This is a genomic window from Pseudomonas sp. FH4, assembly GCF_000510915.2.
GTDB lineage: Bacteria > Pseudomonadota > Gammaproteobacteria > Pseudomonadales > Pseudomonadaceae > Aquipseudomonas > Aquipseudomonas brenneri.
On record NZ_AOHN01000007.1, the window covers coordinates 250,018 to 275,460 of the forward strand.

A 25,443-nucleotide genomic window follows, 5' to 3' on the forward strand; every position below is an offset into this window, starting at 1 on the left:
ACAGACGAGGTCACCAGACCAATCACACAGTGCTTAGAGACTAGTCGACAACCGGGGATTGCACAGGGTTCAGCGTGGTTCGATGTGGGCAATCATCAATTGCACGGTTTCCTGGCCACGGAATTCATTCACATCGAGCTTGTAGGCCAGCTCTACCCAGCGAATGGTCGGGTTCGGCCAGACTTCGCGGTCGATACCAAAGGCAATGCCATCGAGTTTCACCGCGCCACACTCGCTCTTGAGCACCACCTTGAGGTGACGCTCGCCCACCACCCGCTGCTCCACCAGTTGAAACACCCCGTGAAACAGCGGCTCGGGAAAATGCTGGCCCCAAGGCCCGGCATTGCGCAGGGCGCGAGCCAGTTCCAGGTGAAACTCCTCCACCGCCAGGGTGCCATCGGACAACAGGCGCCCGGTAAGGTCTTCTTCACGCAGTTGCCGGCGTACTTCGGCGTCGAAGGCTTCGGCGAACAGCGGGAAGTTCGCTTCAGGCAAGGTCAAGCCCGCCGCCATGGCGTGGCCGCCGTATTTGGCGATCAGGTTCGGGTGCTGGCTGGCCACCACCGCCAGGGCATCGCGGATATGGAACCCCGGCACCGAACGCCCGGAGCCCTTGAGCAGACCGTCACCGGCATCGGCAAAGGCGATGGTCGGGCGGAAATAGCGCTCTTTCATACGTGAAGCCAGAATCCCGATCACGCCCTGGTGCCACTCCGGGTCGAACAGGCACAGGCCAAATGGCATCGACTCCACCGGCAAGTCCTTGATCTGGGCCAGGGCTTCACGCTGCATGCCCTGCTCGATGGCCTTGCGGTCCTGGTTCATGCCATCCAGTTGCGCGGCCATTTCCCGGGCCTGGGCAAAGTCGCTGGTGAGCAGGCACTCGATGCCCAGGCTCATGTCATCCAGGCGCCCGGCCGCATTGAGTCGTGGGCCAAGAATAAAACCCAGGTCGGTGGAGGTGATACGTGCATGGTCGCGCTTGGCCACTTCGAGGATCGCCTTGATGCCTGGCCGTGCACGCCCGGCGCGGATACGCTCCAGGCCCTGATAGACCAGAATGCGGTTGTTGGCATCCAGCGGTACCACGTCGGCCACACTGCCCAGGGCCACCAGGTCGAGCAGCTCGCCGATGTTGGGCTGTGGCTGCTTGTCGTACCAACCCAGGCTGCGCAAGCGCGCACGCAAGGCCATCAGCACGTAGAAAATCACCCCCACGCCGGCCAGGGCCTTGCTGGGGAACGTGCATCCAGGCTGGTTCGGGTTGACGATGGCATCGGCCGCCGGCAGTTCATCGCCGGGCAAGTGGTGGTCGGTGACCAGCACCTTGAGCCCCGCCGCCTTCGCCGCCGCCACGCCTTCGACACTGGAGATGCCGTTGTCCACAGTGATCAGCAACTGCGGCTCACGCTGCAAGGCCACGGCAACGATTTCCGGGGTCAGGCCGTAGCCGTATTCGAAGCGGTTGGGCACCAGGTAATCGACATGGGCAGCGCCGAGCAAGCGCAGGCCAAGGGTGCCCACGGTGCTGGCGGTGGCGCCGTCGGCGTCGAAGTCGCCGACGATCAGGATGCGCTGGCGCTGCTCCAGGGCCGTCACCAGCAAGTCCACGGCAGCCTCGATCCCCTTGAGCTGCTGATACGGAATCAGCCGCGCCAGGCTTTTATCCAGCTCATCCTGCGAGGTCACGCCACGGGCGGCGTAAAGACGGGTCAGCAACGGTGGCAATTCACCGAGGAACGGCAGGACGGCGGGCAATGGGCGGGGATCGATACGCATGGGGTGGTGGGGGCTTCTCTAGCTATAGATAAAAATGCTCACCCTGTAGGAGTGAGCTTGCTCGCGAAGAACGCATGGGCACCGCATTCATTCTGGATACCCGCGTTATCGTTGATGCCCTTCGCGAGCACGCTCGCTCCTACAGAGGGCGGTGTTGAGTATTAGCCGCGTTCGCCGACCAGCCACTGCAGCTGCACTTCGTGCTGGCCGCGGTCATCGGTGACGAAGATCGTGCCTTCGCTGATCATCACGTCCCACTTGATCACCCGCGGCATGTCCTTGGCCAGGGTTTCCAAAACTTCCTGGGGCACCGCAGCGATGTGTACGTTCTTCAGGTTATTGGCCACCGGCACCACCTTGCCTTCCCACACTCGCAGGCTGCCATAGGCCAGCAGACTGGTACGCTCGGTGCGACGCGAACACCAGGTCAGGCGGTCAGCATCGGGCTGGCCGACTTCGATCCAGTGCAAAACCCGATCATCCAGGCTTTTTTCCCACAGGGCTGGTTCGTCTACATCTGACAGTCCGCGACCAAACGACAACTGCTCGTTGTACCAAAGGGCGTAGGCCAGCAAACGCACGGTCATGCGTTCTTCGGTTTCCGAGGGGTGACGGGCGATGGTTTGCTTGACGCTCTCGTACACCGAACGATCGAGGTCGGTCAGGTTGAGTTCAAACTTGTAGGTCGTGGACGGCTGGGCCATGAACGGGCTTCTAGAGACAGGAAAAGGCGGCCAGTCTAACCGATGGCGAGGTCATTCAACGAATCCTGCGCTGTATCATCCTTATCCCTGCACCGCTCGCCTATGTTAAAAGGCAATACACACCTGCCCTGCGCTTGTAAGGATCCTCATGTCGTTTACCGCCAAACCGCTTGCCGGCCTGAAAGTCATCGAACTGGGCACTTTGATCGCCGGCCCGTTCGCTTCGCGCATTTGCGCCGAGTTCGGCGCTGAAGTGATCAAGGTCGAATCCCCCGACGGCGGCGACCCGCTACGCAAATGGCGCAAGTTGTATGAAGGCACGTCACTGTGGTGGTTTGTGCAGGCGCGCAATAAAAAGTCCCTGACCCTGAACCTCAAGCACCCGGACGGCCTGGCGATTCTCAAGCAACTGCTGGCAGATGCCGACATCCTGATCGAGAACTTCCGCCCCGGCGTGCTGGAAAAGCTCGGCCTGGACTGGAACACCCTGCACGCCCTGAACCCCAAACTGGTGATGGTACGGCTCTCCGGTTTTGGCCAGACCGGGCCAATGAAGGATCAACCGGGGTTCGGTGCGGTCGGTGAATCCATGGGCGGCCTGCGCTACATCACCGGTTTCGAGGACCGCCCGCCGGTGCGCACCGGGATTTCCATCGGCGACTCCATCGCCGCGCTGTGGGCAGTGATTGGCGCACTCATGGCCTTGCGCCATCGCGAGGTCAACGGCGGCCTCGGCCAAGTGGTGGATGTGGCGCTGTATGAAGCCATCTTCGCCATGATGGAAAGCATGATCCCCGAGTTCGATGTGTTCGGGTTTATCCGCGAGCGCACCGGCAACATCATGCCGGGGATCACCCCGTCATCGATCCATACCACCGCCGATGGCAAGCATGTACAGATTGGCGCCAATGGCGATGCGATCTTCAAGCGTTTCATGCAGGCCATCGGCCGTGAGGACCTGGCCAATGACCCGCAACTGGCCAGCAACGATGGTCGCGACAGCCGGCGTGACGAGTTGTATGGCGTGATCGACCGCTGGGTCAACGGCTTGCCACTGGCGCAAGTGGTGGAACAGTTGAACCTGGCCGAAGTACCTGCCAGCCGGATCTACAGCGCCGAAGACATGCTCGGCGACCCGCAATACCTTGCCCGGGAAATGTTCCTCAAGGCCCAATTACCCGACGGCAAGGATTTCAAGATGCCCGGCATCGTGCCCAAGCTTTCGGATACACCCGGCAGTTGCGAGTGGGTCGGGCCGGAACTGGGCGAGCACAATGGCGTGATCCTTCAATCATTGGGCTACGACAGTACCGCCGTGGCCCGTTTGCGCAAGGATGGCGCGATCTGATGCGGTTCGGAGCACGCTCAAGATAATGGCCGGCCGCTTCATCAGGGCGCTGCGGCGCTTGTGGCTCATCGCCCCGCTGCTCGGGGCCTGGCCGCTATCGAGCCTGGCACAGGAGACGTTGACCTGGGTGGTGCGCGACCTGCCGCCGATGACCATTTTCGAGGGTCCGAAACAAGGCCAGGGCAGCGTGGACAAACTGCTGGCGTTGTTGATCGAACGTCTGCCGCTATATCACCACCAGATCCAGCACGTCAACCGCGCCCGTGGCATGCAAATGCTCCACGCGCCCTCCCTCACCTGTGATCCGTCGTTGCTGTGGACACCGGCGCGGGCCAAGACCATCGTCTTTTCCACCCCGGCCTTCGCCGTGTTGAGCAATGGCATTGCCATTCGCCGTAGCCAACTGGATGCCATGGCGCCGTATGTGGCTGACGGCACGTTCGATCTGGCGAAATTTCTTGATGGGCAGCAGTCCCGTCTTGGGGTGATCGCCGAACGCAGCTACGGCTCCGGCATTGACGAGCAGTTGAGCCACGCCGCACCGCTCAAGGTGACGCCCCACTACGGCAACGAAGCCCTCGGCAGTCTGTTGCAGATGCAGCGCCTGGGTCGGTTGGAGGCCGTGCTGGGGTACTGGACGGAAATCCGTTATCAGGCTGCACAACAGGGCCTTGATCCCCAGGACCTGCTGTTTTATCCCATCAGCGGCACGCCGCGTTATCAGCGCATCCATATCGCTTGCTCGAACTCCCCGCTGGGGCGTCAGGCCATGAGCCATATCAACCGCGAATTACAGAATATTCCACAGGAACCGTTACTCCAGTCCTACGCCAACGGGCTGGACCCGCTGATGCGCGAGCAATACCTCAGGGACAACCCGAGGTTTTTCAACGAAACGTCGCAGCCTTGATAAATCCCAGGCAAAAAGAAACCCCGAGCAGTGGGGAGACAACTCGGGGTTAAACGTGGCCTACAAAGACCAGTACAACAAGCTACAAGCACCGGAGCACAATGCTTGATCTTGTTGTTACATCGTCTGACTCACCCTCCTGTAGGAAGGTTCCAAAGATAAAAATTTCTTCATGCCTGGGCGGTGATGCGCGTCTGGGCAGCGTTGCGCAAGGCCGCAATCACCGAGGGTTCCAGGCGCCCTTCAGCGATTTTCAGGTCGCGGTGCAGGCAATCCACCACGTCCACCAGGGCGCGTTTGTCGCTCAATTGTGCGCGATCCACTTCGCGCTCGACCACGATAGCCCCCGTAGGATTCTTCACCGTCACCAGACACTCGCCGTGTACACCCGAGGCAGTCAGCGTGACCTGATAAGGGCTCAGCGCTTCACCGAGCAATAGGCTGATACTTTCCATCTCGATCACCACTCAATCATGGGAGAAATAAATAACCACTACTGTAGGAGCGAGCTTGCTCGCGAAAAACCTGAGGGCGGCGCGGTCATTCCGTATGAACGCATTATCGTTGACGTTTTTCGCGAGCAAGCTCGCTCCTACAGGTAAATGACCTTCGTGCGAAGCACAAAGTTCGCCTTTGAGCTGAGCCTATCGAGCATGCATGGCAAAGATGACAGAGAGAAAACAGCCGCCGACAGGCTAGAATCCCCTGATTATTGCCGGAGTCCACCGTGAGAGACGCGTCTGAACAGCCCTTGCGCATTATCATCGCCGACGATCATCCGATTTTCCTGATTGGTTTGCGTGCAGTGCTCGAACGCGACGCGCAGGTGCGCATCGTCGGCGAGGCCAACTCGCCCCAGGCCCTTACCGCCCTGCTGCAACACTGCCCCTGCGATGTACTGGTCACCGATTTCATGATGCCCGCCGAACCCCAGGCCGATGGCCTGCGCCTGATCGAACACCTGCGCCGGCATTACCCGGACCTGCCTATCGTGGTCGTGACCATGCTCAATAACGCCGGCCTGTTTCACTCGATCCTGGAGCTGGGGGTCATGGGCCTGTTGAGCAAGGCCAGCCTGGCCGATGAGCTGCCCGATGCCATCGCTCAGGTGCGCCAACAGCGGCCTTATGTCGCGCGCACGATCAATCAGGCGCTGGCCCTGGCCGGCCAGGTGGGAGCTGATCGCCTGCACTCACAGCAGCAATTGTCGCCTCGGGAGCTGGAAGTGATCCGCCTGTTGGCGGGTGGCAAGACGGTGGGCGAGATTGCCGCCCATCTCAATCGCAGCAAACAGACCGTCAGCGCGCAGAAAGTCAGTGCCATGCGCAAGCTGGGGCTGATCAGCGATGCCGCGTTATTCATCTATGTGCAGGAACACGGGCTGGCCTGAGATCAAAACATCACGGTAGGCGCCGCCGATTGCGCAACCCACGGTTGCAGCGCCTGGGCGCTCATTGGCCGGGCGATCAGGCAACCTTGCAGCCAGGCCGGCCCCAGTGCACAGACCGCATCACGGTCGGCAAGGGTTTCAATGCCGGTCACTACCACCCCCACCCCCAAATGCCCGGCCATGCTCATGGCCCCGGCAACCACCGCACACTTGCGCTCGTCGCCGGCCATCCCGCTGGCAAATGCCGGGGGGATTTTCAACTCGGTGAATGGCAACTCCAGCAAGCGTTGCAGGCTGGTGCCGCCGATGCCGAAATCGCCAATGGACAGCTTGCAGCCGATCATCCGCAGGCGCAGCAAACCCGTGAAGTGGGCACTGTCAGTCTTCAGGCGCGAGGTTTCCACCAGTTCCAGGGTCAGGTTGTGGGCGGGTACAGCGAAGCGTTGCAGCAGGCCTTGCAGGGTCAGTGCGAAGTGATCCAGCTCCAGCAGCCGCCCGGGAATATTGACCGCCACGGGCAAGTCCTTGCCTGTGTCCTGGGACATTTGAGCGCACAGGCGCAACGTCTCTTCCAGTACATACCAGGTGAAGGCTTCTTCCAGGCCGGCCAACTCCAGCACCGGCAGGAATTCGTGGGGCAACAACTGGCCTCGCTCGGGGTCTTGCCACCGTGCCAGCGCCTCCACGCCTTGCAAATCACCAGCCTGGCTGACGATGGGCTGGAACCACACACTGGCGTAGCGCTTGATTGCAGCCTCGCCGACCTTGGGCGCCAGCGGTGGTGCCTCGAACTCATTCATCCCAAGCATCTGCCGCACGCGCTCCCAGCCCAATGCCTGTGGGCTTGGCCGCAGGCGTTGCTGGCACGCAGCGAGCATTTGCCCAATCAACGTCGCCGAAGCCGGTTTGGGTGCGCAGCCCAGCACATTGAGCCCGGCCTGACGGGCCATGTTCGCCACCCCTTCCAATACATCAGGCTCGGCGTTGCTCAACAGGATCAACACCTGAGCCTGTCCGCGCTCGCCCAATTCGCGGATCAGTTCCAGGGAGTCACCTTGCTCCAGGTACAGATCGCAGATGGCAATATCCACCGGTCCCTTGCTCGCCAAAGACTGACGGGCAGCGTCGACGCTTTCGGCCGTCAACACGTTGAACACGTCATTGGCGTTAAGCATCTGGTGCAAGGCCATCAGCTGGAACGGATGATCTTCGAGGATCAGGACTTTAAGTGAGCGCATGGGAAACTTCTGTGAGCACGAGCGAGATTGCCCACACTACGCAATAGTTGGAGAGTTCCCCATAGGACGCGTCCTATTCTTGCACCTTCAGATAAGGCCGGATCTGCTGCTGCAATACCTGGATTGCCGTCGACAAGGCTTGCCAGCGCTGCGCCAGTTCATCATCCCGGTGTTCTCGCGCACTGGCCTCAAGGGCGATGCAGGCCTTGGCCAATGGCAACGCATCCACCAGGCAGCAAATACCCTTGAGGCGGTGCAGGCTGGCCCGCAACTGCGTCAGGTCGTGCTCGGCCATGGCGCTGCCCAGCAGGTGGTGCTCATGCTCAAGGTTGTTCGAAAGCTCCTGCAACATGCTTTGCAGGATCGGCCCGTCGGCCTGGGTCATCTTGCGCAGGGCCTGCAGATCGAAAGCCCGCACAGCCGTGACCCGGGCCAGCACCTGAGTCCATTGCTCCAGCGTCACGGGCTTGACCAGCAGCACATCCAGCCCCGCCAATTGGCTGCGCCGGTCTTCGCCTTCCTGGGCGTCGGCGGTGCAACCAACCAACGCGCAACGCGGGCGCTGCTCCTGGGCTTCTATCTGACGAATGGCTTCGGCCAGGGCATAACCGGACATGCCCGGCATATGACAATCGGTCACCAGCACGTCAAACGCCTCGCTGCGCCAGCGCTGCAAGGCGGCCTCGGCGTTATCGAGGGCCACCACCTGATGCCCGAGGAATTGCAACTGCTGGGCCAGTACCAGGCGGTTGGCCGGCAGGTCGTCGACAATCAGCACCGACAATGCCCTGCCCGCCGGCAGCAACGGCACGACGGCCGCAGGCTCAGGCAGATCATCACTGCCGACCCGGTCCAGGCGCAGGTCGATGCACACGGTGGTGCCTTCGCCCAGGGCACTGTGCAGGGTGATGTGCCCGCCCATCAGGTCCACCAGTTGCTGGCAGATGCTCAAGCCCAACCCGGTGCCGCCATGCTCGGCGGCTGTCAGTGGGCTGCCCTGGATGAACGGCTTGAACACCCGCGCCTGCTGTTCGACGCTGATGCCGGGGCCGGTATCTTCGACGCACAGGTGCAAGTATTCATGCCCCTCCCCATCCACCTGGCAGGCGACACGCAAACGCACCTCTCCGTGCTGTGTGAACTTGAGCGCATTGCCCAAAAGGTTATGCATGACCTGGCGCAGGCGCAGTGGGTCGAACCAGTAAAAGCCTTGCGCCTGGGGGTCGAAAGCCAGGGTCAGGTGCAAGCCCTTTTTCTGCGCGGTGGCTTCAAACAGCCGCTGGATACCCTCGAAGAAACCTTGCAGGTCGGTAGTCTGTGGCGCCAGTTGCAGGTGGCCAGCTTCGATCTTCGCCAGGTCCAGGCTGTCGCCCATCAAGGCGATCAGCTCGTGTGCCGAGCGGTGGGCAACCTGCAGCGCCTCGGAGACGGGAGTGCCCGAGGCCAGCGCACGCTCCTGTTCCAGCTCCAGCAGGCCGATGATCGCCGTCATCGGTGTACGAATCTCATGGCTGAGGTTCGACACAAAGGCACTCTTGGCGAAATTCGCGTCATCGGCGGCGCGGCGCGCATCCATCAGTTGGGTCTCCAGGACCTTGCGCTCGTTGATATCGACCCAACCACCGAGCAGCCCCTGCAACCGCCCCTGGGCATCATAGAACGGCACGGTCCACTGATAGACATGGGCGGCGCCGCCGTTGAAGTCCAACTGACGGTCGATAAACAGCGATTGCTGCGTGACCAACTGCTCCATGTGCCCCACATGCAGGCGCAAGGCCGTGGCGGCGGGCAGTATTCCACTCTCCGGCAGGGTCAGGCCCTGGATCTGCTCAAGCCGGGTGGCCAACTGCTGCTCATAACTTTTGTTGCACGTGACCAGACGGCCTTCGAGGTCACGCACAAACACCGGGTTGGGCATGCCATCGAGCAGCGCACGCTTGAACGCCAACTGGTCATTGAGCCGCTGCTCGGCCTCGACGCGCTGGCGAATCTGACGCTTGAGCCGGCTGTTCCAGACCAGCGACACCAGGACAAACAGGATGGCCGTGGCGACCGTCCAATAGGCCCACGGCGGCACCCGCTGCCAGGCCGGCACCGGGACGGCCACTGCGCCCATCCAGCGCAAGCGCAGGGCACTCAACTCCGCCACCGGCATTGCTTCAAGGGCCTTGTTCAAAATACTCAGCAGCTCGGGATGGTCCTTGCGTACCGACAGGCTGTCGCTGGACCACTTGCCATCGACGCTGCGACCGGCGCGTAACTCATCGGCCGGATAACTCTGCACCTCCACTTCACTCTGGATAGTCGCTGCCGCATCACCCCGGGCCACCAGGGCGCGGGCCTCGGTGTAGTTGGGCACCAACCGCAGCCGGATCCCGGGGTATTCGCGACGGATATACGCTTGCAGCACATGCCGCGCCGGCAGCGCCAATACCTCGCCCGTCAGTTGGCTAAGGCTGGTCAGCGGCGGCGCATCCAGACGTTCGACAAACACCCAGCCGGCACCGCCAAACCCATGGCTGAAATCGAGAAAGCGCCGACGCTCAGTGTTTTCCACCAGGGTGGTACTCATGTCTGCGCCGCCCGTTTCCAGGAGTGCGAGGTTTTGCGCGGTGGAAAACACTTCCTCCATGACGAACTGCAAACCGGTCATGCGCGAGAGACGGTTGAGCAAATCGACGTTCAATCCGACCCAGCGGCCATCCTTGTCCTTGAACACATAGGGCGAGTATTGCTGGGACGCCACCACGACATGGGGATGGTGCAGTACCCAGGCCTGCTCGGCTGCCGATAAGGGGATGCGTTCGCCGGCAACGTCAACCCCAAGGCCGGTGGTCCAGCGGGCCAGGATCTCGCGGCGCACCGAGTCATCGATGCTCTGCAGCGCGCGGTCCATCATCTGGCCCAGCAAGGGATCGGCCTGGCGCGTGGCAAAGGCAAAGCCAATTGGCGCCAGGCGGCTTTGCTCCTTGATCTGCATGCTCAGGTAAGGGCGCAGGGACTTGTAGGCACGCACGATCACTTCATTGCCGATAAAGGCATCCACATCGCCCTGCTCCAGGGCTTCCAGGCCGCTGTAGAGGTTGGGGGCCAGCATGATGTGGCTTTGCGGGTAGGCCGCATGCACGTTCTTGACGTTGGCGTAGCCGTCGAGCAACACCACCTTCTTGTCCTGGAGCGCGTCGTTCTGCGCGGCGCCGTCACCGCGCATCACCACCACCGAGCGGTCGGGCATATAGTCTGCGGTAAAGGCCAGGCCGGGCACGTCACGTTCGTAGCCATTGGCGCTGGTGAGGATGTCGATGCTACCGGCGCGCAAGGCCTCCACGGCCTGGGCCCGCTCGGCAAAGCCCATCACCTGCATCGGTACGCCGAGCCGGGCACCCACCAGGCTCAAGTAATCGGCGCTGATGCCCTGGTAGCGATTGCGATCGCGGGTGATATCAATCGGTTGGTAATCATCGATGGAGATCCCCACTTTCAAGGTGCGGTGACGCGCCAGCCACTGTCGCTCGGCCGGTGCCAGGGCCATGGGCGACAGGGCGATAAACGCCGGCACCAGATTGAACGGCAGGCTGACAGCGGCCAGGCTGGCCGGCAGGTGGCCGAGTAGCAGCATGCTCAATAGGCACTGGTGCCATCGAATCGTGAACCGCACTGCGGGGGTTTCCTTGTGGGTTATTTGACGCGAAGCTCCCACAGGGGGAGTGCGGTGAGCGATGTACCCCAAATAAAAACGACGCTTCCCATTACTGGGTAAACGCCGTTTTTTCAAGCGAACAGCATTGGATCAGCCAGCTCTCAGAGCGGTTTCCCACGATTGCCATGTTGGCTGACAAACGCCTGGATGGCTTTCAGGTCGTTAGGCAGCACGGTGCAACGCTCTTCACGCTCGAACAGGTCCGCCAGGTGCGTCGGCAGTTCCAGGGCCTTGCCGACACCGGCCTTCTGCACCGCCTCGGGGAATTTCACCGGGTGGGCGGTACCGAGGATGACCATCGGGATATCCAGGCTGCGGCGGCATTCACGCGCGGCCTTGACGCCAATGGCGGTGTGCGGGTCCAGCAGCTCGCCGGTCTGGGCGTAGACTTCGGCAATGGTCTCGCAGGTCTGGGCATCGTCCACGGCCAGGGAGTCGAACAACTTGCGGGTTTCGGTCCAGCGCTCCTGGTCGACGCTGAAACCGCCACCTTGCTTGAAGCTGTCCATCAGGCCGGCCAGGGCTGCACCGTTGCGACCATGCATGTCGAACAGCAAACGCTCGAAGTTCGACGAGACCATGATGTCCATCGACGGCGACAGGGTCGCGTGCAGGGTTTCCTTGACGTACTGGTTGCCGCTCATGAAGCGGTGCAGGATGTCGTTGCGGTTGGTGGCGACGATCAACTGGTTGATCGGCAGGCCCATGTTGCGCGCCAGGTAACCGGCGAAGATATCGCCGAAGTTGCCGGTTGGCACCGAGAACGACACCGAACGTGCCGGCCCGCCCAGCTGCAGCGAGGCGTGGAAGTAGTAGACGATCTGGGCCATGATCCGCGCCCAGTTGATCGAGTTCACCGCCACCAGGCGCGTGCCCTTGAGAAAGCTCTGGTCGGCGAAGCTGGCCTTGACCATTTCCTGGCAGTCATCGAAGTTGCCTTCGACGGCGATGTTGTGGATGTTCTCGCCAAAGAGGGTGGTCATCTGCCGGCGCTGCACGTCCGACACACGGTTGTGCGGGTGCAGGATGAAGATATCGACGTTTTCGCAGTGCTTGCAGCCTTCGATGGCCGCCGAGCCGGTATCACCGGAGGTGGCACCGATAATCACCACGCGCTCGCCGCGTTTCTCCAGCACGTAGTCCAGCAGGCGACCGAGCAGTTGCAAGGCGAAATCCTTGAACGCCAGGGTCGGGCCGTGGAACAGCTCCAACACCCATTCGTTGCCATTCAACTGGCGCAACGGGGCGATGGCGTTGTGGGAGAACACGCCGTAGGTTTCTTCGAGAATCTTCTTGAAATCGGCATCGGGGATACTGCCGGTGACGAACGGGCGCATGACCCGGAACGCCAGCTCGTGGTACGGCAGGCCGGCCCAGGAGGCGATTTCTTCCTGGGTGAAGCGTGGCAGGTTTTCCGGCACGTACAGGCCGCCGTCAGTGGCGAGGCCTGCGAGCAGGACGTCTTCGAAATTCAGGGCCGGTGCCTGGCCGCGGGTGCTGATGTAGCGCATAAAAGCAAACCTTCGGTTTGGGCTTCAAGCTTCAAGCCTCAAGCTGCAAGTTAGAGCGATTCGGCTCTTGCTTGCAGCGTGTGGCTGATAGCTTGCAGCTGCATTAATTAAGATGTTCGACGCGAATCCGTACCACCGGCCCGACCACGCCTTGCAGGGCTTCCAGTGCGGCGATGGCATCGTTCATGCGCTGTTCCAGCACGCGGTGGGTCAGCAGGATCATCGGCACCAGGCCGTCGTGTTCCTCGACTTCCTTCTGCATGATCGACTCGATGTTGATGCCGCGCTCCGAGAGGATGCTGGCCACCTGGGCCAACACGCCCGGATGATCCTTGGCCTGGATCCGCAGGTAGTAGGAGCTTTCGCAGGCTTCGATCGGCAGGATCGGGTGGGCCGACAGCGAGTCCGGCTGGAACGCCAGGTGCGGCACGCGGTTTTCCGGGTCGCTGGTCATGGCGCGGACCACGTCCACCAGGTCGGCAATCACCGACGAAGCGGTCGGTTCCATGCCGGCGCCGGCGCCGTAGAACAGGGTCGAACCAGCGGCATCACCGTTGACCATCACCGCGTTCATCACGCCATTGACGTTGGCAATCAGGCGATCGGCCGGAATCAGGGTCGGATGCACACGCAGCTCGATGCCCGCCTCAGTACTACGCGCTACACCCAGGTGCTTGATGCGGTAGCCCAGGGCTTCGGCATAGTTCACGTCAGCAGTGGTCAGCTGGGTGATGCCTTCGGTGTAGGCCTTGTCGAACTGCAGCGGGATGCCAAAGGCGATGGACGCCAGAATCGTCAGCTTGTGCGCTGCGTCGATGCCCTCGACGTCAAACGTCGGGTCGGCTTCGGCGTAACCCAGGGCCTGGGCTTCGGCCAGCACGTCTTCAAAGGTACGGCCCTTCTCACGCATTTCGGTGAGGATGAAGTTGCCGGTGCCGTTGATGATCCCCGCCACCCAGTTGATGCGGTTGGCCGACAGGCCTTCGCGGATCGCCTTGATCACCGGGATGCCACCGGCCACTGCCGCTTCAAACGCAACGATCACGCCCTTCTCACGGGCCTTGGCGAAGATTTCATTGCCGTGCACGGCAATCAGCGCCTTGTTGGCGGTGACCACGTGCTTGCCATTCTCGATGGCCTTGAGTACCAGCTCACGGGCGACGGTGTAGCCGCCGACCAGTTCAATGACGATGTCGATTTCAGGGTTTGTGGCCACGTCGAAGACATCGTTGGTAATCGCAATACCGGTTGTTTGGTACTGAGGCTTTGGCGTACGCATGGCAATTTGTGCCACTTCAATCCCACGCCCTGCACGGCGGGAAATTTCCTCAGCGTTACGCTGAAGTACGTTCAAGGTACCGCCACCGACGGTCCCTAACCCACAGATGCCTACTTTGACCGGTTTCACTGAAGCACTCCCCATGAAACGGCCGACTCAAGGTCGGCCGTGAAAACAGCCGCACAACTGCGGCTCGCTATTGATGACCCGTTGATTTGTCGCGGGTCTGACCGTCAAAGGCTCGACGATACTGCTTATTTGGCACCCAACGCCAGTTTGGCGATTTGTGGTGCCGGCTGGTAGCCCGGAATGACCTGGCCGTCAGCCAAAACGATGGCCGGCGTACCGTTCACGCCAATCGACTGGCCCAGGGCGAACTGCTTGGACACCGGATTGGCACAGGCGGCAGCCTTGATGTCCTTGCCATCGACCATCTTGTCCATGGCGGCTTTCTTGTCAGCCGAACACCAGACCGCTTGCAACTGCTTGTCGCCCGGCGAACCCAGGCCCTGGCGCGGGAACGCAACGTAGCGTACTTCCACACCCATCTTGTTCAGCTCAGGCACTTCGGCGTGCAGCTTGTGGCAGTACGGGCATGTGGTGTCGGTGAATACGGTGATGTGGGTCTTGGTTTCGCCAATGGCCGGGTACACCACGGTTTCTGCAACCGGAATACCGTTGATCAACTTGGACACGCCCAGGCGTTCGGCCTTCTCGGTGAGGTTGACCGGTTTGCCGTCTTTCAATTGGAACAGGTAGCCCTGGACGATGTACTGGCCGTCGGCACTGGCGTAGAGCACGCGGCTGCCCTTGAGCTTGACTTCATACAGACCGGCCATCGGGCTGGCGCTGATGCTTTCGACCGGGGTTTCGAGTTGGAGGCTTTCCAGACTCTTACGGATTGTCTTCTCGGCGGCGTCGTCGGCGACGGCAAAGGTTGAGACCAACGCAATAGCTGCGGCGGCAAAAATCTGGGTCAAGCGCATGGGAACTCCTGAAGGCAGATGCAGGGACGAAGGCCAGGACGCCGATCTGGAAACACGGCTCGGGACCGTCCCCTTTGCAAACCGGCAAAGCCTACCACAATTGGGCGCCAGGGCAGACGCCAGCGGCCAAATTGGGACCTGTCAGCCCCGCGGGTGATGTTTGGCATGCAGGTCCTGCAACCTTGCACGTGCCACGTGGGTATAAATCTGCGTGGTGGACAAGTCGCTATGACCCAGCAACATCTGCACCACGCGCAAATCCGCGCCATGGTTGAGCAGATGCGTGGCAAAGGCATGGCGCAGGGTGTGGGGGGACAGCGACTTGCCGATCCCGGCCACCCTGGCCTGGTGCTTGATGCGGTGCCAGAAGGTCTGGCGGGTCATCTGTTCGCCGCGCAGGCTGGGGAACAGCACGTCACTGGGGCGCCCGCCGAGCAGTTCACTGCGGGCGTCGCGCATGTAGCGCTCGACCCACACAATCGCCTCTTCGCCCATGGGTACAAGGCGCTCCTTGCTGCCCTTGCCCATCACCCGCAGCACGCCCTGGCGCAGGTTGACCTGTTCCAGGGTCAGGCTGATCAATTCGGTGACGCGCAGGCCGCAGGCGTACAACACCTCCAACATGGCGCGGTCGCGCTGGCCGATGGCTTCGCTCAAGTCCGGGGCGGCCAGCAGGGCTTCGACATCAGCCTCCGACAGGGATTTAGGCAAAGGCCTACCCAGTTGTGGCATATCGACTTGTAGAGTGGGGTCGACGGCTATCAGCTTTTCACGCAATAGATAGCGATAAAAGCCACGCACTCCTGAGAGGAATCGCGCAGTGGAGCGTGGTTTGTAGTTTTGCTCTACGCGCCAGGCCAGATGATCGAGGATCAAGTCGCGCCCGGCATGGCTCAGCTCCAGGTTTCTCTCCAGCAGCCAGCCATTGAACAAGGCCAGGTCGCTGCGATACGACTGGCGGGTGTTGTCCGACAGGCCTTTTTCCAGCCAGAGGGCATCGAGGAAACGGTCAATCAGAGGATGGTCGATAGCAGGCATGGGCACTCAGGCAGCGCTGGCACGGGGCTTTGCGCAAAATATTCGTGAACTGTTACGTAGACCACTAGTCTTTCATAGCCTGCAACTTCAAGGAACAGGGAGCTTCAATGAACGAACAACAGATTCTGTTGGCCTTTGGCGGTATTGGCGCGGCGGCATTGGGCTGCCAATGGCTGGCCTGGCGCCTGAAACTGCCGGCGATCCTGTTTCTACTGCTGACCGGAATCCTCGCCGGCCCGGTGCTGGGCTGGCTCGACCCGCAGGAAATGTTCGGACCGTTGTTAATGCCGCTGGTGTCCCTGGCGGTCGCGCTGATTTTGTTTGAGGGCAGCCTGACCCTGCACCTGTCGGAGTGGAAAGAGATCGGCAGCGTGGTACACCGCCTGGTCACCGTCGGCGCGCTGTCGACCTGGGCGGTGATCACCGTCGCGACCCATTGGCTACTGGGTTTTGACTGGATGCTGGCCTTGCTGTTCGGCACGCTGACCCTGGTGACCGGGCCGACGGTGATCGTACCGATGCTGCGGGTGGTCCGGCCGAAAGCCTCGATCGCCAATATCCTGCGCTGGGAAGGCATTGTCATCGACCCGATTGGTGCGCTGCTGGCGGTGGTGGTCTACAGCTTTATCATCGCCCGTGCTTCCGGCGACGGCTTGAGCCATAGCCTGCTGACCTTTGCCGGGGTGATTGCCTGCGGCAGCGCGTTCGGCATTGCCGGCGGCTGGGCGCTGGGGCAGATCATGCGCCGGCAATGGCTGCCCGAATACCTGCACAACCTGGCAACCCTAGCTGCGGTGCTGGGGATCTTCATCGCGTCCAATCAAGTGATGCACGAATCCGGCCTGCTGGCGGTGACGCTGATGGGCATGTGGATGGCCAATATGAAGGGCGTCGACGTGCGGCATATCCTGCACTTCAAGGAAAACCTCAGTGTCTTGCTGATTTCCGGGCTGTTTATCTTGCTGGCCGCGCGCCTGGACCTCAACGCCCTGATTGCCCTGGGGCCATTCGTGTTGATCCTGCTGCTGATCATTCAGTTCATTGCTCGCCCCTTGAACGTGGCACTGTCGACCTTTGGCTCGAACCTGAACTGGCGGGAACGGGCATTGCTGGCGTGGATTGCCCCGCGTGGGATTGTGGCGGCGGCGGTGTCGGCAATTTTTGCAATCCGCCTGGATGAAGCCGGCCATGAAGGTGCATTGCTGCTGGTGCCACTGACCTTCGCGGTGATTATCGGCACGGTGGTGCTGCAAAGCGCCACTGCACGGCCATTGGCGCGCCTATTGAAAGTGGCTGAGCCGGCGCCGAGTGGCTTTCTGATTGTCGGTGCCAATGCTCCTGCGCGCATCCTGGGCAAGGCACTCCAGCAGTTGGGCAGCCGGGTGCTGCTGACCGACTCCAGTTGGGAAAACATCCGTGCCAGCCGCATGGAAGGCCTACCCACTTACTTCGGCAACCCGGCCTCGCAACATGCCGAATCCCACTTGGACCTGGTGGGCCTTGGCCACCTGCTGGCGCTGTCACCCTCGGGCGAGCTGAACACCTTGGCCGCCATGCGTTTTCGTCATGAATTCGGTCATCGGCTGTTTGCCCTGGCGAGCAGCCAGGAAAGCCGACGCACCGACAAACACCGGGCCAGCGGTGAGCATCGCGGGCAGCTACTGGGCAGCCAACCGCTGAGCTACACCAAACTGGCGAGCTTGTTGGGGCAAGGTGCCGAGCTGTACAGCACTAACCTGACCGAGGGTTTTGGCTGGGATGACTATCAGACGCTGCATGGCGAGCGAGCGACGTTGCTGTTTGCCCGCGATACCAACGGCTGGGTGCATGTGGTGACCCCAGAGAGCAGCTTGAAGCCGGTGGCGGGCTGGACGTTGTTGGCGGTAATCCAGCCAAGTTGAACACGCTGTAGGCGCTGCCAAGCCTCGCCGAGGCTCGACAGCGCCTACATGTGAATGTCGTCAATTCGAGCAATGAATTTGCCACAGATTTTTGTCAAATCGCAGGCACAAAAAAGCAGCCCGTAGGCTGCTTTTTTCTGCATCGGGAAGCTGGACTTAAGCCAGTTTTTCCTTGATGCGAGCTGCTTTACCGGACAGGTCACGCAGGTAGTACAGCTTGGCTTTACGTACGTCACCGCGACGTTTAACGGCCATGCTGTCGATTTGCGGGCTGTAGGTCTGGAAAGTACGCTCTACGCCAACACCGTTGGAGATTTTACGAACAGTGAAAGCACTGTTCACACCACGGTTACGCTTGGCGATAACGACGCCTTCGAACGCTTGCAGACGCGAACGGTCGCCTTCCTTCACTTTCACCTGAACGACAATGGTGTCGCCCGGGGCAAAGGTAGGGATCTCTTTGGTCATCTGCTCTGCTTCGAGTGCAAGGATGATTTTGTTAGTCATGCTGTGCTCCTAAGGTAAATCGTCGGATTTACCATCGATACGTTGTTAACTATCGTCCCGCCCGAGGATGTATTCCTCAAGCAGCTTCTTCTCTTCTCCAGAAAGCGAGCGGCTTTCCAGAAGATCGGCGCGTCGTTCATAGGTCCGACCAAGGGACTGCTGTAAACGCCAACGCCGGATGTGTGCGTGATTGCCACTTAGCAATACGTCGGGAACACGCTGATCCGCATACACCTCCGGTCGGGTGTAGTGCGGGCAATCCAGCAAACCATCCGTGAAGGAATCTTCCTCCGCGGAGTCCGCATGCCCTAAAGCTCCAGGCAGCAGTCGTGTAACCGCATCTATCAGGACCATCGCCGGCAGCTCACCGCCAGACAAGACATAGTCCCCAATCGACCACTCTTCATCGACATGAGCTTCAATAAAACGCTCGTCAATGCCTTCATAGCGACCGGCAATCAGGATCAATGCTTCCTCATTCGCCAGACCGCGTACCGCCGACTGATTAAGCTGGCGGCCTTGAGGGGACAGGTAAATTACCTTCGCCTTCTCCCCGGCTGCTGCCTTGGCCTGAACCAGGGCGTCTTCCAGGGGCTTGATCTTCATCACCATGCCCGGGCCACCGCCAAATGGGCGATCGTCCACAGTGTGATGTCGATCCGTCGTGTAGTCTCGCGGGTTCCAACAGGTAAGCTGCAAGAGCCCCTGTTTCACCGCCCGACTGGTGATGCCGTACTCGCTGATGGCGGAAAACATCTCGGGAAACAAACTGATCACTTCAACGCGCAAGTTAGCCACGCTTAGAAGTCCGCATCCCATTCCACCTTCATCTCGCCCGCTGCCAGGTCGACGGCCAACACGCATTGCTCGGTATAGGGCAACAGGCGTTCGCGATCATCCAGGCTGCCAGCGCAAGGCTTGACCACCATTACATCATTGGCGCCGGTTTCCAGAAGATGATCGATTTTCCCGAGCAATTGCCCAAGTTGATCAATGACCTTCAGACCTTCCAGCTGGTACCAGTAGTACTCGCCATCGGTCAATTCAGGGAACAGGTTGCGCGGCACGCAGATCTCATAACCGGCCAGAAGACGCGCTTCTTCACGATCATCGAGACCCTTGAGCTTTGCGACCAGGAACTTGTCGTTCCCGCGTCCACTGACCAGCTCGACCTGTTTCACACTACCTTCGCGCTTGAGCGTCCAGGTCTTGTACTGCAACAGGTTTTCAGTCGGATCAGTAAAGGAATACACCTTCACTTCGCCGCGAACGCCATGAACAGAATAAATCTTGCCGATAACGATCAAATCATCAGCAACAGCTGGCGTCGCGTTCATATTGCTCAGGCTGCGGCCTTAGCCGAGTCCTTCAACAACTTGGCAACACGCTCGGAAGGCTGTGCACCAACGCTCAGCCAGTAGGCTACGCGCTCTTGGTTCACGGACAGACGAACTTCTTGACCACGAGCAACAGGGTTGAAGAAACCAACCTGTTCCTTGTGCGAACCGTCACGCGGGTTGCGGCTGTCGGTTACGGTCAAGTGGTAAAACGGGCGCTTTTTGGAGCCGCCAAGGGCAAGACGGATTGTTAGCATGTGAACATCGTTCCTGTAGTCGGTGCTGCAAATCTAAATGCACAGCGGGCATGGGTGCCCGAAAGGCCGCATATTCTAAGGAATATCCGGACTTTTGCAAATGTCTTTTTCCGGCACCTGACCGCGCGCCATTCAGATCTGCTATAGAGCCGTCGGTTAAAACGGCGAGTCAGCTCCCGCCAACGGCGGGTTTGCTGGAGATCCCACATCCCTGTGGGTCTGCGCAAGAGCAAGCCCTTGCGCGAATTCTTTACATTTTAGGCATGCCACGGCCGGGCATCATGCCACCCATGCCGCGCATCATTTTGGCCATGCCGCCTTTGGCCGAGAATTTCTTCATCATCTTCTGCATCTGCTTGTGCTGCTTGATCAAGCGACCGATGTCCTGCACCTGGGTGCCGGAACCCATGGCGATCCGACGCTTGCGCGAACCGCTGATCAGCTCAGGGTCGCGGCGCTCGGCCGGGGTCATGGAGTTGATGATGGCTTCCATCTGCTTGAACTGCTTCTCTGCCGCACCCTGGGCATTGCCCATTTGCGCCAGGTTCACACCGCCCATGTTCGGCAGCTTGTCCATCAGGCCGCCAAGGCCGCCCATGTTCTTCATCTGTTGCAACTGGTCGCGGAAGTCTTCGAGGTCGAAGCCCTTGCCCTTCTTCAGCTTCTTGGCCAGTTTGTCGGCCTTGTCCTTGTCGAGGGTCTGCTCGGCCTGCTCGATCAGGCTGAGCACGTCGCCCATGCCGAGGATCCGCGAGGCAATCCGCTCAGGGTGGAACGGTTCGAGCGCTTCGGTCTTCTCGCCCATGCCGATGAACTTGATCGGCTTGCCGGTGATTGCGCGCACCGACAGTGCGGCACCGCCACGGGCATCACCGTCGACCTTGGTCAGGATCACGCCGGTCAGCGGCAGTGCATCGCCAAAGGCCTTGGCGGTGTTGGCCGCGTCCTGGCCGGTCATGGCGTCGACCACGAACAGGGTTTCTACCGGGTTGATCGCGGCATGCAGCGCCTTGATCTCGCCCATCATCTCTTCATCGATGTGCAGGCGACCGGCGGTATCGACGATCACCACGTCGATAAACTTGAGCTTGGCTTCTTTAATAGCAGCGTTGGCGATGTCGACCGGCTTCTGGCTCAGGTCGGACGGGAAGAATGTCACGCCGATTTCACCGGCGAGCATTTCCAGCTGCTTGATCGCGGCCGGACGGTATACGTCGGCCGAGACCACCATCACGGATTTTTTCTTGCGCTCTTTAAGGAAGCGCGCCAGCTTGGCAGCGGTGGTGGTTTTACCCGCACCCTGCAAACCGGCCATCAGCACAACGGCCGGCGGCACGGCGCTGAGGTTCAAATCTTCGTTGGCCGCGCCCATCAGGCTTTCGAGTTCGGCCTGGACGACCTTCACAAAGGCCTGGCCCGGCGTCAGGCTGCGGGACACTTCAGTGCCGACCGCACGTTCCTTGACCGAGTTGACGAAGTCCTTGACCACAGGCAAGGCGACATCGGCTTCCAGCAACGCCATGCGCACTTCGCGCAGGGTGTCTTTAATATTGTCCTCGGTCAGCTTGGCCTTGCCGGTGACATGGCGCAGCGTCTGCGAGAGACGGTCAGTCAAATTTTCAAACATGCGCGATCCTTTCAGGCCCTATTCATCGAAATGCATTGGTAGACCGAGGTAATGGCGGCCCAGGCTGTGATAAATCGCTATTAAAAACAGCGCTCGGCGAGCCTGCGGCGTGGGCAGGTCGCGGATTATAGCGAAGACTGTCGCCATGCACACCCGCTGTCTGGCCCGCTGGTCTTTCGTGGAACGCAGGTGTGTGCCAAACTCATCGGCTTTCGGGCTTGCCTAACAGGATTTATGCTCCCTTTGTCACCCAGTTTGCTACCCAGTCTCGCCGCCGCACTCTTGTATGCCGCTGCGACCCTCTATCAGGGCACCCGCCTGGCCCAACGCGCCAGGGCGGACAAACGCCTGCTGGCCGGGCTTGGCGTGCTCGCCCTGCTGGCCCACGCTGCCAGCCTGTTCACCCACCTGATGACCCCGGTGGGCCTGGGCCTGGACTTTTTCAGCGCCGCCAGCCTGATTGCCGCCGCCGTGATTGCCTTGACGCTGCTGGCCTGCGCGCGGATCCCGGTAGAAAACCTGCTGTTGCTGCTGTTCCCCCTGGGCATGCTGACGGTGCTGCTGGCGCAATTCGCCCCCACCGGCACGGTGCAGGTGATTGACGAGGAGCCGGGCATCCTCGCGCATATCCTGCTGTCGATCCTGGCCTATGGCATGTTCACCATTGCGGTGTTCCAGGCCTTGCTACTGCTGTTGCAGGATCACCAGCTCAAGCACAAGCACCCGTCCGGGCTGATCAAGAACTTCCCGCCGCTGCAGACCATGGAAAGCCTACTGTTCGGCTTCCTCTGGGCCGGCTGGACGCTGTTGTCGCTGTCGCTGATTTCCGGCTGGCTGTTCGTCGAGAACCTGTTCGCCCAGCATCTGGTACACAAGACCCTGCTGGCATGCCTGGCCTGGGTGGTGTTCAGCGTGCTGCTGTGGGGCCGTAACCGCCTCGGCTGGCGTGGGCACAAGGCAATCCGCTGGACCCTGGCCGGCTTCTGCCTGTTGATGCTGGCGTATTTCGGCAGCAAGCTGGTTCGCGAATTCATCCTGCATATCTGACGGGCAGCGATTATGGACAATTTGCCCCTTGAGCCCATGCTCGCGGTAGTGGCCCTGCTGGTCTTATGGTCGGCACTGTTTACCGCCATCGAAGCGGCCCAGCACCACTTGCTGGCCTTGCGCCCCGGCACGCGCCAGGGTGACAAGGCCGCCGCCCGCCTCAGCTTCCCCCGCAACAGCCTGATCCTGTGCAATACCCTGTGCCGTGCGGTGGTGGTGATCCTCTGCACCCTGTTGGCGATCTATGCCTGGGCCGAAAACGGTCCCTGGCTCGGCTGGCTGATCTCCAGTGCGCTGCTGCTGGTGCTGGCCGACTACCTGCCCCGCACCCTCGCCACCCGCTATCCACATGCAGTGCTGGGGTTTGGCAATACACTGCTGGGCATACCGCTGAAAATCCTCTACCCCCTGGCCTGGCTCCTCAATGGCATCAGTTTGCTGCTGCTGCGCCCTTTCGCCCGCAAGTCCGGGGTCGTCAAGAACAGCGACGAGCCACAGCCCGACCACGCCGACGAGCAGGCCACGGACGACAGCGAAGACCGTGCCCCGGGCATGCCTGGCATCCATGCCCTGGACAACATCACCGTCAATGACATCCTGGTGCCGCGCAGTGAAGTCGACGGCATCAACCTCGACGACCCCATCGAAGACATCATCGAACAACTGCGCACCTCCCAGCGCACACGGCTACCGGTGTTCCACAGCGATATCAACCAGGTCGAGGCGGTGCTCAACACCCGGCAGATCCAGCATCTGTTGCCCGATGCCAGCCTGACCAAGGACGCCCTGCTGGCAGCCTGCCATGAACCGTACTTCGTCCCGGAAAGCACGCCACTGCAGTTGCAGCTGCTCAATTTCCACAAACAGCAACGCCGCCTGGGCATGGTGGTGGACGAATACGGCGAAGTGCTGGGCATCGTCACCCTGGAAGACATCCTGGAAGAGATCGTCGGCGAATTCGAAAGCGAACAGAGCCTGGACAACCCGCTGATCCAGGCCCAGCCAGACGGACGTTATGTGATTGACGGCGCGGTATCGATCCGTGAATTGAACAAGTGCCTCGGTTGGCACCTGCCCAGCGATGGCCCCAAGACCCTCAACGGCCTGGTGACCGAAGCCCTGGAGACCATTCCCGATTGCGCGGTGTGCCTGAAAATCGGTCGCTACCGCCTGGAAATCCTTGAGACCGAGGACAACCGGGTGAGCAAGGTGTTGATCTGGCATATCGGTTCGGCACCGATAGCCAACTGACTCACCGCGGATGGGCCCGCTCCCACATTTGATCTCTTCACCCCCAAAGACCGCGCTCCAGCCCTTGTTTGCAGCGCAAACCCCTTCCTATAATCGATCCAGCTTACCCAAGCCCCGCCCGACCGCGTGCTATCCGCACTGAGCGTGTCCAGGCATCGTTTTATCGAGTCTGACCGGCACTCGCTCCCATCCCGAGTCGATGCCGCGCACTGCCCTGATCCCTGGGTGCAAGACCAATAACAATCCGCGCCAAAGGCGCAATGACCATCAGGGATACCTCAATGAGCACCACCTATGACGAGGGCGCGCCCGCTGCCCCGACCAACTCGACCAGCCGGGTCGCGACCGCGAGCATCATCGGCACGGCCATCGAGTTCTACGACTTCTATATCTATGCCACGGCCGCTGCGCTGGTAATCGGCCCGGTGTTCTTCCCGCAGAGCTCCGGCACCGCGCAGATGCTGGCGGCGTTCCTGACCTTCGGTATCGCGTTTATCGCCCGGCCACTGGGCTCGGCGCTGTTCGGGCACTTCGGTGACCGCATCGGGCGCAAGTCGACCCTGGTCGCCTCTCTTTTGTTGATGGGCGTCTGTACCACGTTGATCGGCTTGCTGCCCGGCTACGACTCCATTGGCGCCTGGGCGCCGATCCTGCTCTGCGTATTGCGTTTCGGCCAGGGCCTGGGCCTGGGCGGCGAATGGGGTGGCGCGGCCTTGCTGGCCACCGAGAACGCGCCCAAGGGCAAGCGCGCCTGGTTCGGCATGTTCCCGCAATTGGGGCCTTCCATTGGTTTCCTGGCGGCCAACGGGCTGTTCCTGATCCTGGCCATGAACCTGGACGACGAACAATTTCGCAGCTGGGGCTGGCGCATTCCGTTCCTGCTCAGCGCAGCGTTGGTGATGGTCGGCCTGTATGCGCGCCTGAAGCTGCATGAAACCCCGGTGTTCGCCAACGCGGTCGCCAAGGAAAAACCGGTGAAAGTGCCGCTGGTGGAACTGTTCAGCCAGCATTGGCTGCAGGTGCTGTTGGGCGCGGCGGCGATGGTGGTGTGTTATGCGCTGTTCTACATCACCACGGCGTTTTCCCTGAGTTATGGCGTGAGTACCCTGGGCTACAGCCGCGAAACCTTCCTCGCCCTGCTGTGCTTTGCCGTGCTGTTCATGGGCGCGGCCACGCCGCTGGCAGCCCTGGCCAGTGACCGTTATGGGCGCAAACCGGTGCTGATCGTCGGTGCGGTGCTGGCGATTCTTTCCGGCTTCACCATGGAACCGCTGCTGACTCACGGCTCGACCTGGGCGGTGGCGTTGTTCCTGTGCCTGGAACTGTTCCTGATGGGCGTGACATTTGCGCCGATGGGGGCGCTGTTGCCGGAATTGTTCCCGACACGCGTGCGTTATACCGGGGCTTCGGCGGCGTATAACCTGGGCGGGATCGTGGGGGCTTCGGCCGCACCGTTTTTCGCGACCAAACTGGTGGCGATGGGTGGGCTGAGTTATGTCGGCGGGTATGTGTCGGCGGCAGCGTTGCTCAGCTTGATTGCGGTGCTGTGCCTGAAAGAGACGCGGGATAATGATTTGAACAAGGTCGCCTGATAGACCGCTATCGCGGGCAAGCCCGCTCCCACATTGGGAAT

Annotated in this window: 21 protein-coding genes; 7 read left to right on the forward strand and 14 right to left on the reverse strand. The window is 60.9% G+C overall.

Going from position 1 to position 25,443, the window contains the following annotated elements:
• Positions 1-69: 69 nt before the first annotated feature.
• Positions 70-1,779, reverse strand: coding sequence for a single-stranded-DNA-specific exonuclease RecJ (gene recJ / locus H097_RS06020; RefSeq protein ID WP_032858229.1), 1,710 nt, complete (start codon positions 1,777-1,779; stop codon positions 70-72).
• Positions 1,780-1,940: 161 nt separating this feature from the next.
• Positions 1,941-2,483, reverse strand: a complete 543-nt coding sequence (locus tag H097_RS06025; protein WP_032858231.1) for a YaeQ family protein — start codon at positions 2,481-2,483, stop codon at positions 1,941-1,943.
• Between the two features lie 148 nt (positions 2,484-2,631).
• Between H097_RS06025 and H097_RS06030 the strand changes: the two genes are divergently transcribed.
• Both H097_RS06030 and H097_RS06035 read left to right on the forward strand, forming a co-directional pair.
• Positions 2,632-3,831, forward strand: coding sequence for a CaiB/BaiF CoA-transferase family protein (locus tag H097_RS06030; protein ID WP_032858232.1), 1,200 nt, complete (start codon positions 2,632-2,634; stop codon positions 3,829-3,831).
• 25 nt (positions 3,832-3,856) lie between these two features.
• Positions 3,857-4,741 (forward strand): TIGR02285 family protein, encoded by an 885-nt coding sequence (locus H097_RS06035; RefSeq protein ID WP_032858233.1) that lies wholly within the window; start codon positions 3,857-3,859, stop codon positions 4,739-4,741.
• Between the two features lie 170 nt (positions 4,742-4,911).
• Here the strand turns inward: H097_RS06035 and H097_RS06040 are convergent, their stop codons facing one another.
• Positions 4,912-5,196 (reverse strand): DUF3509 domain-containing protein, encoded by a 285-nt coding sequence (locus tag H097_RS06040; protein ID WP_032858347.1) that lies wholly within the window; start codon positions 5,194-5,196, stop codon positions 4,912-4,914.
• Positions 5,197-5,468: 272 nt separating this feature from the next.
• On the opposite strand from H097_RS06040, the gene H097_RS06045 reads away from it, so the two are divergent.
• Positions 5,469-6,131 (forward strand): response regulator transcription factor, encoded by a 663-nt coding sequence (locus H097_RS06045; RefSeq protein ID WP_032858234.1) that lies wholly within the window; start codon positions 5,469-5,471, stop codon positions 6,129-6,131.
• 2 nt (positions 6,132-6,133) lie between these two features.
• On the opposite strand, the gene H097_RS06050 is transcribed toward H097_RS06045, so the two are convergent.
• The 6 genes from H097_RS06050 to xerD form a co-directional block, all read right to left on the reverse strand.
• A complete protein-coding gene (locus H097_RS06050; RefSeq protein ID WP_032858236.1) occupies positions 6,134-7,369 on the reverse strand; it encodes an EAL domain-containing response regulator in 1,236 nt (411 codons plus the stop codon).
• A 73-nt stretch (positions 7,370-7,442) separates the two neighbouring features.
• Positions 7,443-10,988, reverse strand: coding sequence for a transporter substrate-binding domain-containing protein (locus H097_RS06055; protein WP_082445533.1), 3,546 nt, complete (start codon positions 10,986-10,988; stop codon positions 7,443-7,445).
• 182 nt (positions 10,989-11,170) lie between these two features.
• Positions 11,171-12,580: a threonine synthase gene (gene thrC / locus H097_RS06060; RefSeq protein WP_032858238.1), complete on the reverse strand. Its 1,410-nt coding sequence runs from the start codon at positions 12,578-12,580 to the stop codon at positions 11,171-11,173.
• A 103-nt stretch (positions 12,581-12,683) separates the two neighbouring features.
• Positions 12,684-13,988, reverse strand: a complete 1,305-nt coding sequence (locus H097_RS06065) for a homoserine dehydrogenase (RefSeq protein WP_032858239.1) — start codon at positions 13,986-13,988, stop codon at positions 12,684-12,686.
• Between the two features lie 125 nt (positions 13,989-14,113).
• The gene (gene dsbC / locus H097_RS06070; RefSeq protein WP_032858241.1) at positions 14,114-14,845 is read right to left on the reverse strand and encodes a bifunctional protein-disulfide isomerase/oxidoreductase DsbC; all 732 of its coding nucleotides are present in this window, start codon (positions 14,843-14,845) and stop codon (positions 14,114-14,116) included.
• 141 nt (positions 14,846-14,986) lie between these two features.
• Positions 14,987-15,883: a site-specific tyrosine recombinase XerD gene (gene xerD, locus H097_RS06075; RefSeq protein WP_032858243.1), complete on the reverse strand. Its 897-nt coding sequence runs from the start codon at positions 15,881-15,883 to the stop codon at positions 14,987-14,989.
• A 107-nt stretch (positions 15,884-15,990) separates the two neighbouring features.
• Here xerD and H097_RS06080 point away from each other — a divergent pair, with 107 nt between their 5' ends.
• Positions 15,991-17,784 (forward strand): sodium:proton antiporter, encoded by a 1,794-nt coding sequence (locus H097_RS06080; RefSeq protein ID WP_032858244.1) that lies wholly within the window; start codon positions 15,991-15,993, stop codon positions 17,782-17,784.
• Between the two features lie 156 nt (positions 17,785-17,940).
• Here H097_RS06080 and rplS read toward each other — a convergent pair whose 3' ends face one another.
• The 5 genes from rplS to ffh form a co-directional block, all read right to left on the reverse strand.
• Positions 17,941-18,291 carry a 50S ribosomal protein L19 gene (gene rplS / locus H097_RS06085; protein WP_003175895.1) on the reverse strand — a complete coding sequence of 117 codons (351 nt, stop codon included), beginning with the start codon at positions 18,289-18,291 and terminating at the stop codon, positions 17,941-17,943.
• Between the two features lie 45 nt (positions 18,292-18,336).
• The gene (trmD, locus tag H097_RS06090) at positions 18,337-19,110 is read right to left on the reverse strand and encodes a tRNA (guanosine(37)-N1)-methyltransferase TrmD (protein ID WP_174553279.1); all 774 of its coding nucleotides are present in this window, start codon (positions 19,108-19,110) and stop codon (positions 18,337-18,339) included.
• Positions 19,092-19,628 carry a ribosome maturation factor RimM gene (gene rimM / locus H097_RS06095; RefSeq protein WP_010565276.1) on the reverse strand — a complete coding sequence of 179 codons (537 nt, stop codon included), beginning with the start codon at positions 19,626-19,628 and terminating at the stop codon, positions 19,092-19,094. Before rimM ends, trmD begins: the two co-directional genes overlap by 19 nt.
• A 5-nt stretch (positions 19,629-19,633) precedes the next feature.
• Entirely contained in the window at positions 19,634-19,885 is a 252-nt protein-coding gene (rpsP, locus tag H097_RS06100; RefSeq protein ID WP_003175899.1) for a 30S ribosomal protein S16, read from the reverse strand.
• 250 nt (positions 19,886-20,135) lie between these two features.
• Entirely contained in the window at positions 20,136-21,512 is a 1,377-nt protein-coding gene (ffh, locus tag H097_RS06105; RefSeq protein WP_032858245.1) for a signal recognition particle protein, read from the reverse strand.
• A gap of 243 nt (positions 21,513-21,755) precedes the next feature.
• Here ffh and ccsA point away from each other — a divergent pair, with 243 nt between their 5' ends.
• The 3 genes from ccsA to H097_RS06120 all read left to right on the forward strand — a co-directional run bounded on the left by ccsA (position 21,756) and on the right by H097_RS06120 (position 25,402).
• Positions 21,756-22,559 carry a cytochrome c biogenesis protein CcsA gene (gene ccsA, locus H097_RS06110; protein WP_169852259.1) on the forward strand — a complete coding sequence of 268 codons (804 nt, stop codon included), beginning with the start codon at positions 21,756-21,758 and terminating at the stop codon, positions 22,557-22,559.
• 12 nt (positions 22,560-22,571) lie between these two features.
• A complete protein-coding gene (locus H097_RS06115; RefSeq protein ID WP_032858247.1) occupies positions 22,572-23,810 on the forward strand; it encodes a transporter associated domain-containing protein in 1,239 nt (412 codons plus the stop codon).
• Between the two features lie 281 nt (positions 23,811-24,091).
• On the forward strand, positions 24,092-25,402 hold the full coding sequence (locus tag H097_RS06120; RefSeq protein WP_032858249.1) for an MFS transporter: 1,311 nt from the start codon (positions 24,092-24,094) through the stop codon (positions 25,400-25,402).
• Positions 25,403-25,443 lie beyond the last annotated feature (41 nt).

Bases quoted from the DNA above. Each gene is read 5' to 3' on its own strand.
- recJ (WP_032858229.1), bottom strand. From the start codon at position 1,779: ATGCGTATCGATCCCCGCCCATTGCCCGCCGTCCTGCCGTTCCTCGGT.
- H097_RS06025 (WP_032858231.1), bottom strand. From the start codon at position 2,483: ATGGCCCAGCCGTCCACGACCTACAAGTTTGAACTCAACCTGACCGAC.
- H097_RS06030 (WP_032858232.1), top strand. From the start codon at position 2,632: ATGTCGTTTACCGCCAAACCGCTTGCCGGCCTGAAAGTCATCGAACTG.
- H097_RS06035 (WP_032858233.1), top strand. From the start codon at position 3,857: ATGGCCGGCCGCTTCATCAGGGCGCTGCGGCGCTTGTGGCTCATCGCC.
- H097_RS06040 (WP_032858347.1), bottom strand. From the start codon at position 5,196: ATGGAAAGTATCAGCCTATTGCTCGGTGAAGCGCTGAGCCCTTATCAG.
- H097_RS06050 (WP_032858236.1), bottom strand. From the start codon at position 7,369: ATGCGCTCACTTAAAGTCCTGATCCTCGAAGATCATCCGTTCCAGCTG.
- H097_RS06055 (WP_082445533.1), bottom strand. From the start codon at position 10,988: ATGCTGCTACTCGGCCACCTGCCGGCCAGCCTGGCCGCTGTCAGCCTG.
- thrC (WP_032858238.1), bottom strand. From the start codon at position 12,580: ATGCGCTACATCAGCACCCGCGGCCAGGCACCGGCCCTGAATTTCGAA.
- dsbC (WP_032858241.1), bottom strand. From the start codon at position 14,845: ATGCGCTTGACCCAGATTTTTGCCGCCGCAGCTATTGCGTTGGTCTCA.
- xerD (WP_032858243.1), bottom strand. From the start codon at position 15,883: ATGCCTGCTATCGACCATCCTCTGATTGACCGTTTCCTCGATGCCCTC.
- H097_RS06080 (WP_032858244.1), top strand. From the start codon at position 15,991: ATGAACGAACAACAGATTCTGTTGGCCTTTGGCGGTATTGGCGCGGCG.
- rplS (WP_003175895.1), bottom strand. From the start codon at position 18,291: ATGACTAACAAAATCATCCTTGCACTCGAAGCAGAGCAGATGACCAAA.
- trmD (WP_174553279.1), bottom strand. From the start codon at position 19,110: ATGGGATGCGGACTTCTAAGCGTGGCTAACTTGCGCGTTGAAGTGATC.
- rimM (WP_010565276.1), bottom strand. From the start codon at position 19,628: ATGAACGCGACGCCAGCTGTTGCTGATGATTTGATCGTTATCGGCAAG.
- rpsP (WP_003175899.1), bottom strand. From the start codon at position 19,885: ATGCTAACAATCCGTCTTGCCCTTGGCGGCTCCAAAAAGCGCCCGTTT.
- ffh (WP_032858245.1), bottom strand. From the start codon at position 21,512: ATGTTTGAAAATTTGACTGACCGTCTCTCGCAGACGCTGCGCCATGTC.
- H097_RS06115 (WP_032858247.1), top strand. From the start codon at position 22,572: ATGGACAATTTGCCCCTTGAGCCCATGCTCGCGGTAGTGGCCCTGCTG.
- H097_RS06120 (WP_032858249.1), top strand. From the start codon at position 24,092: ATGAGCACCACCTATGACGAGGGCGCGCCCGCTGCCCCGACCAACTCG.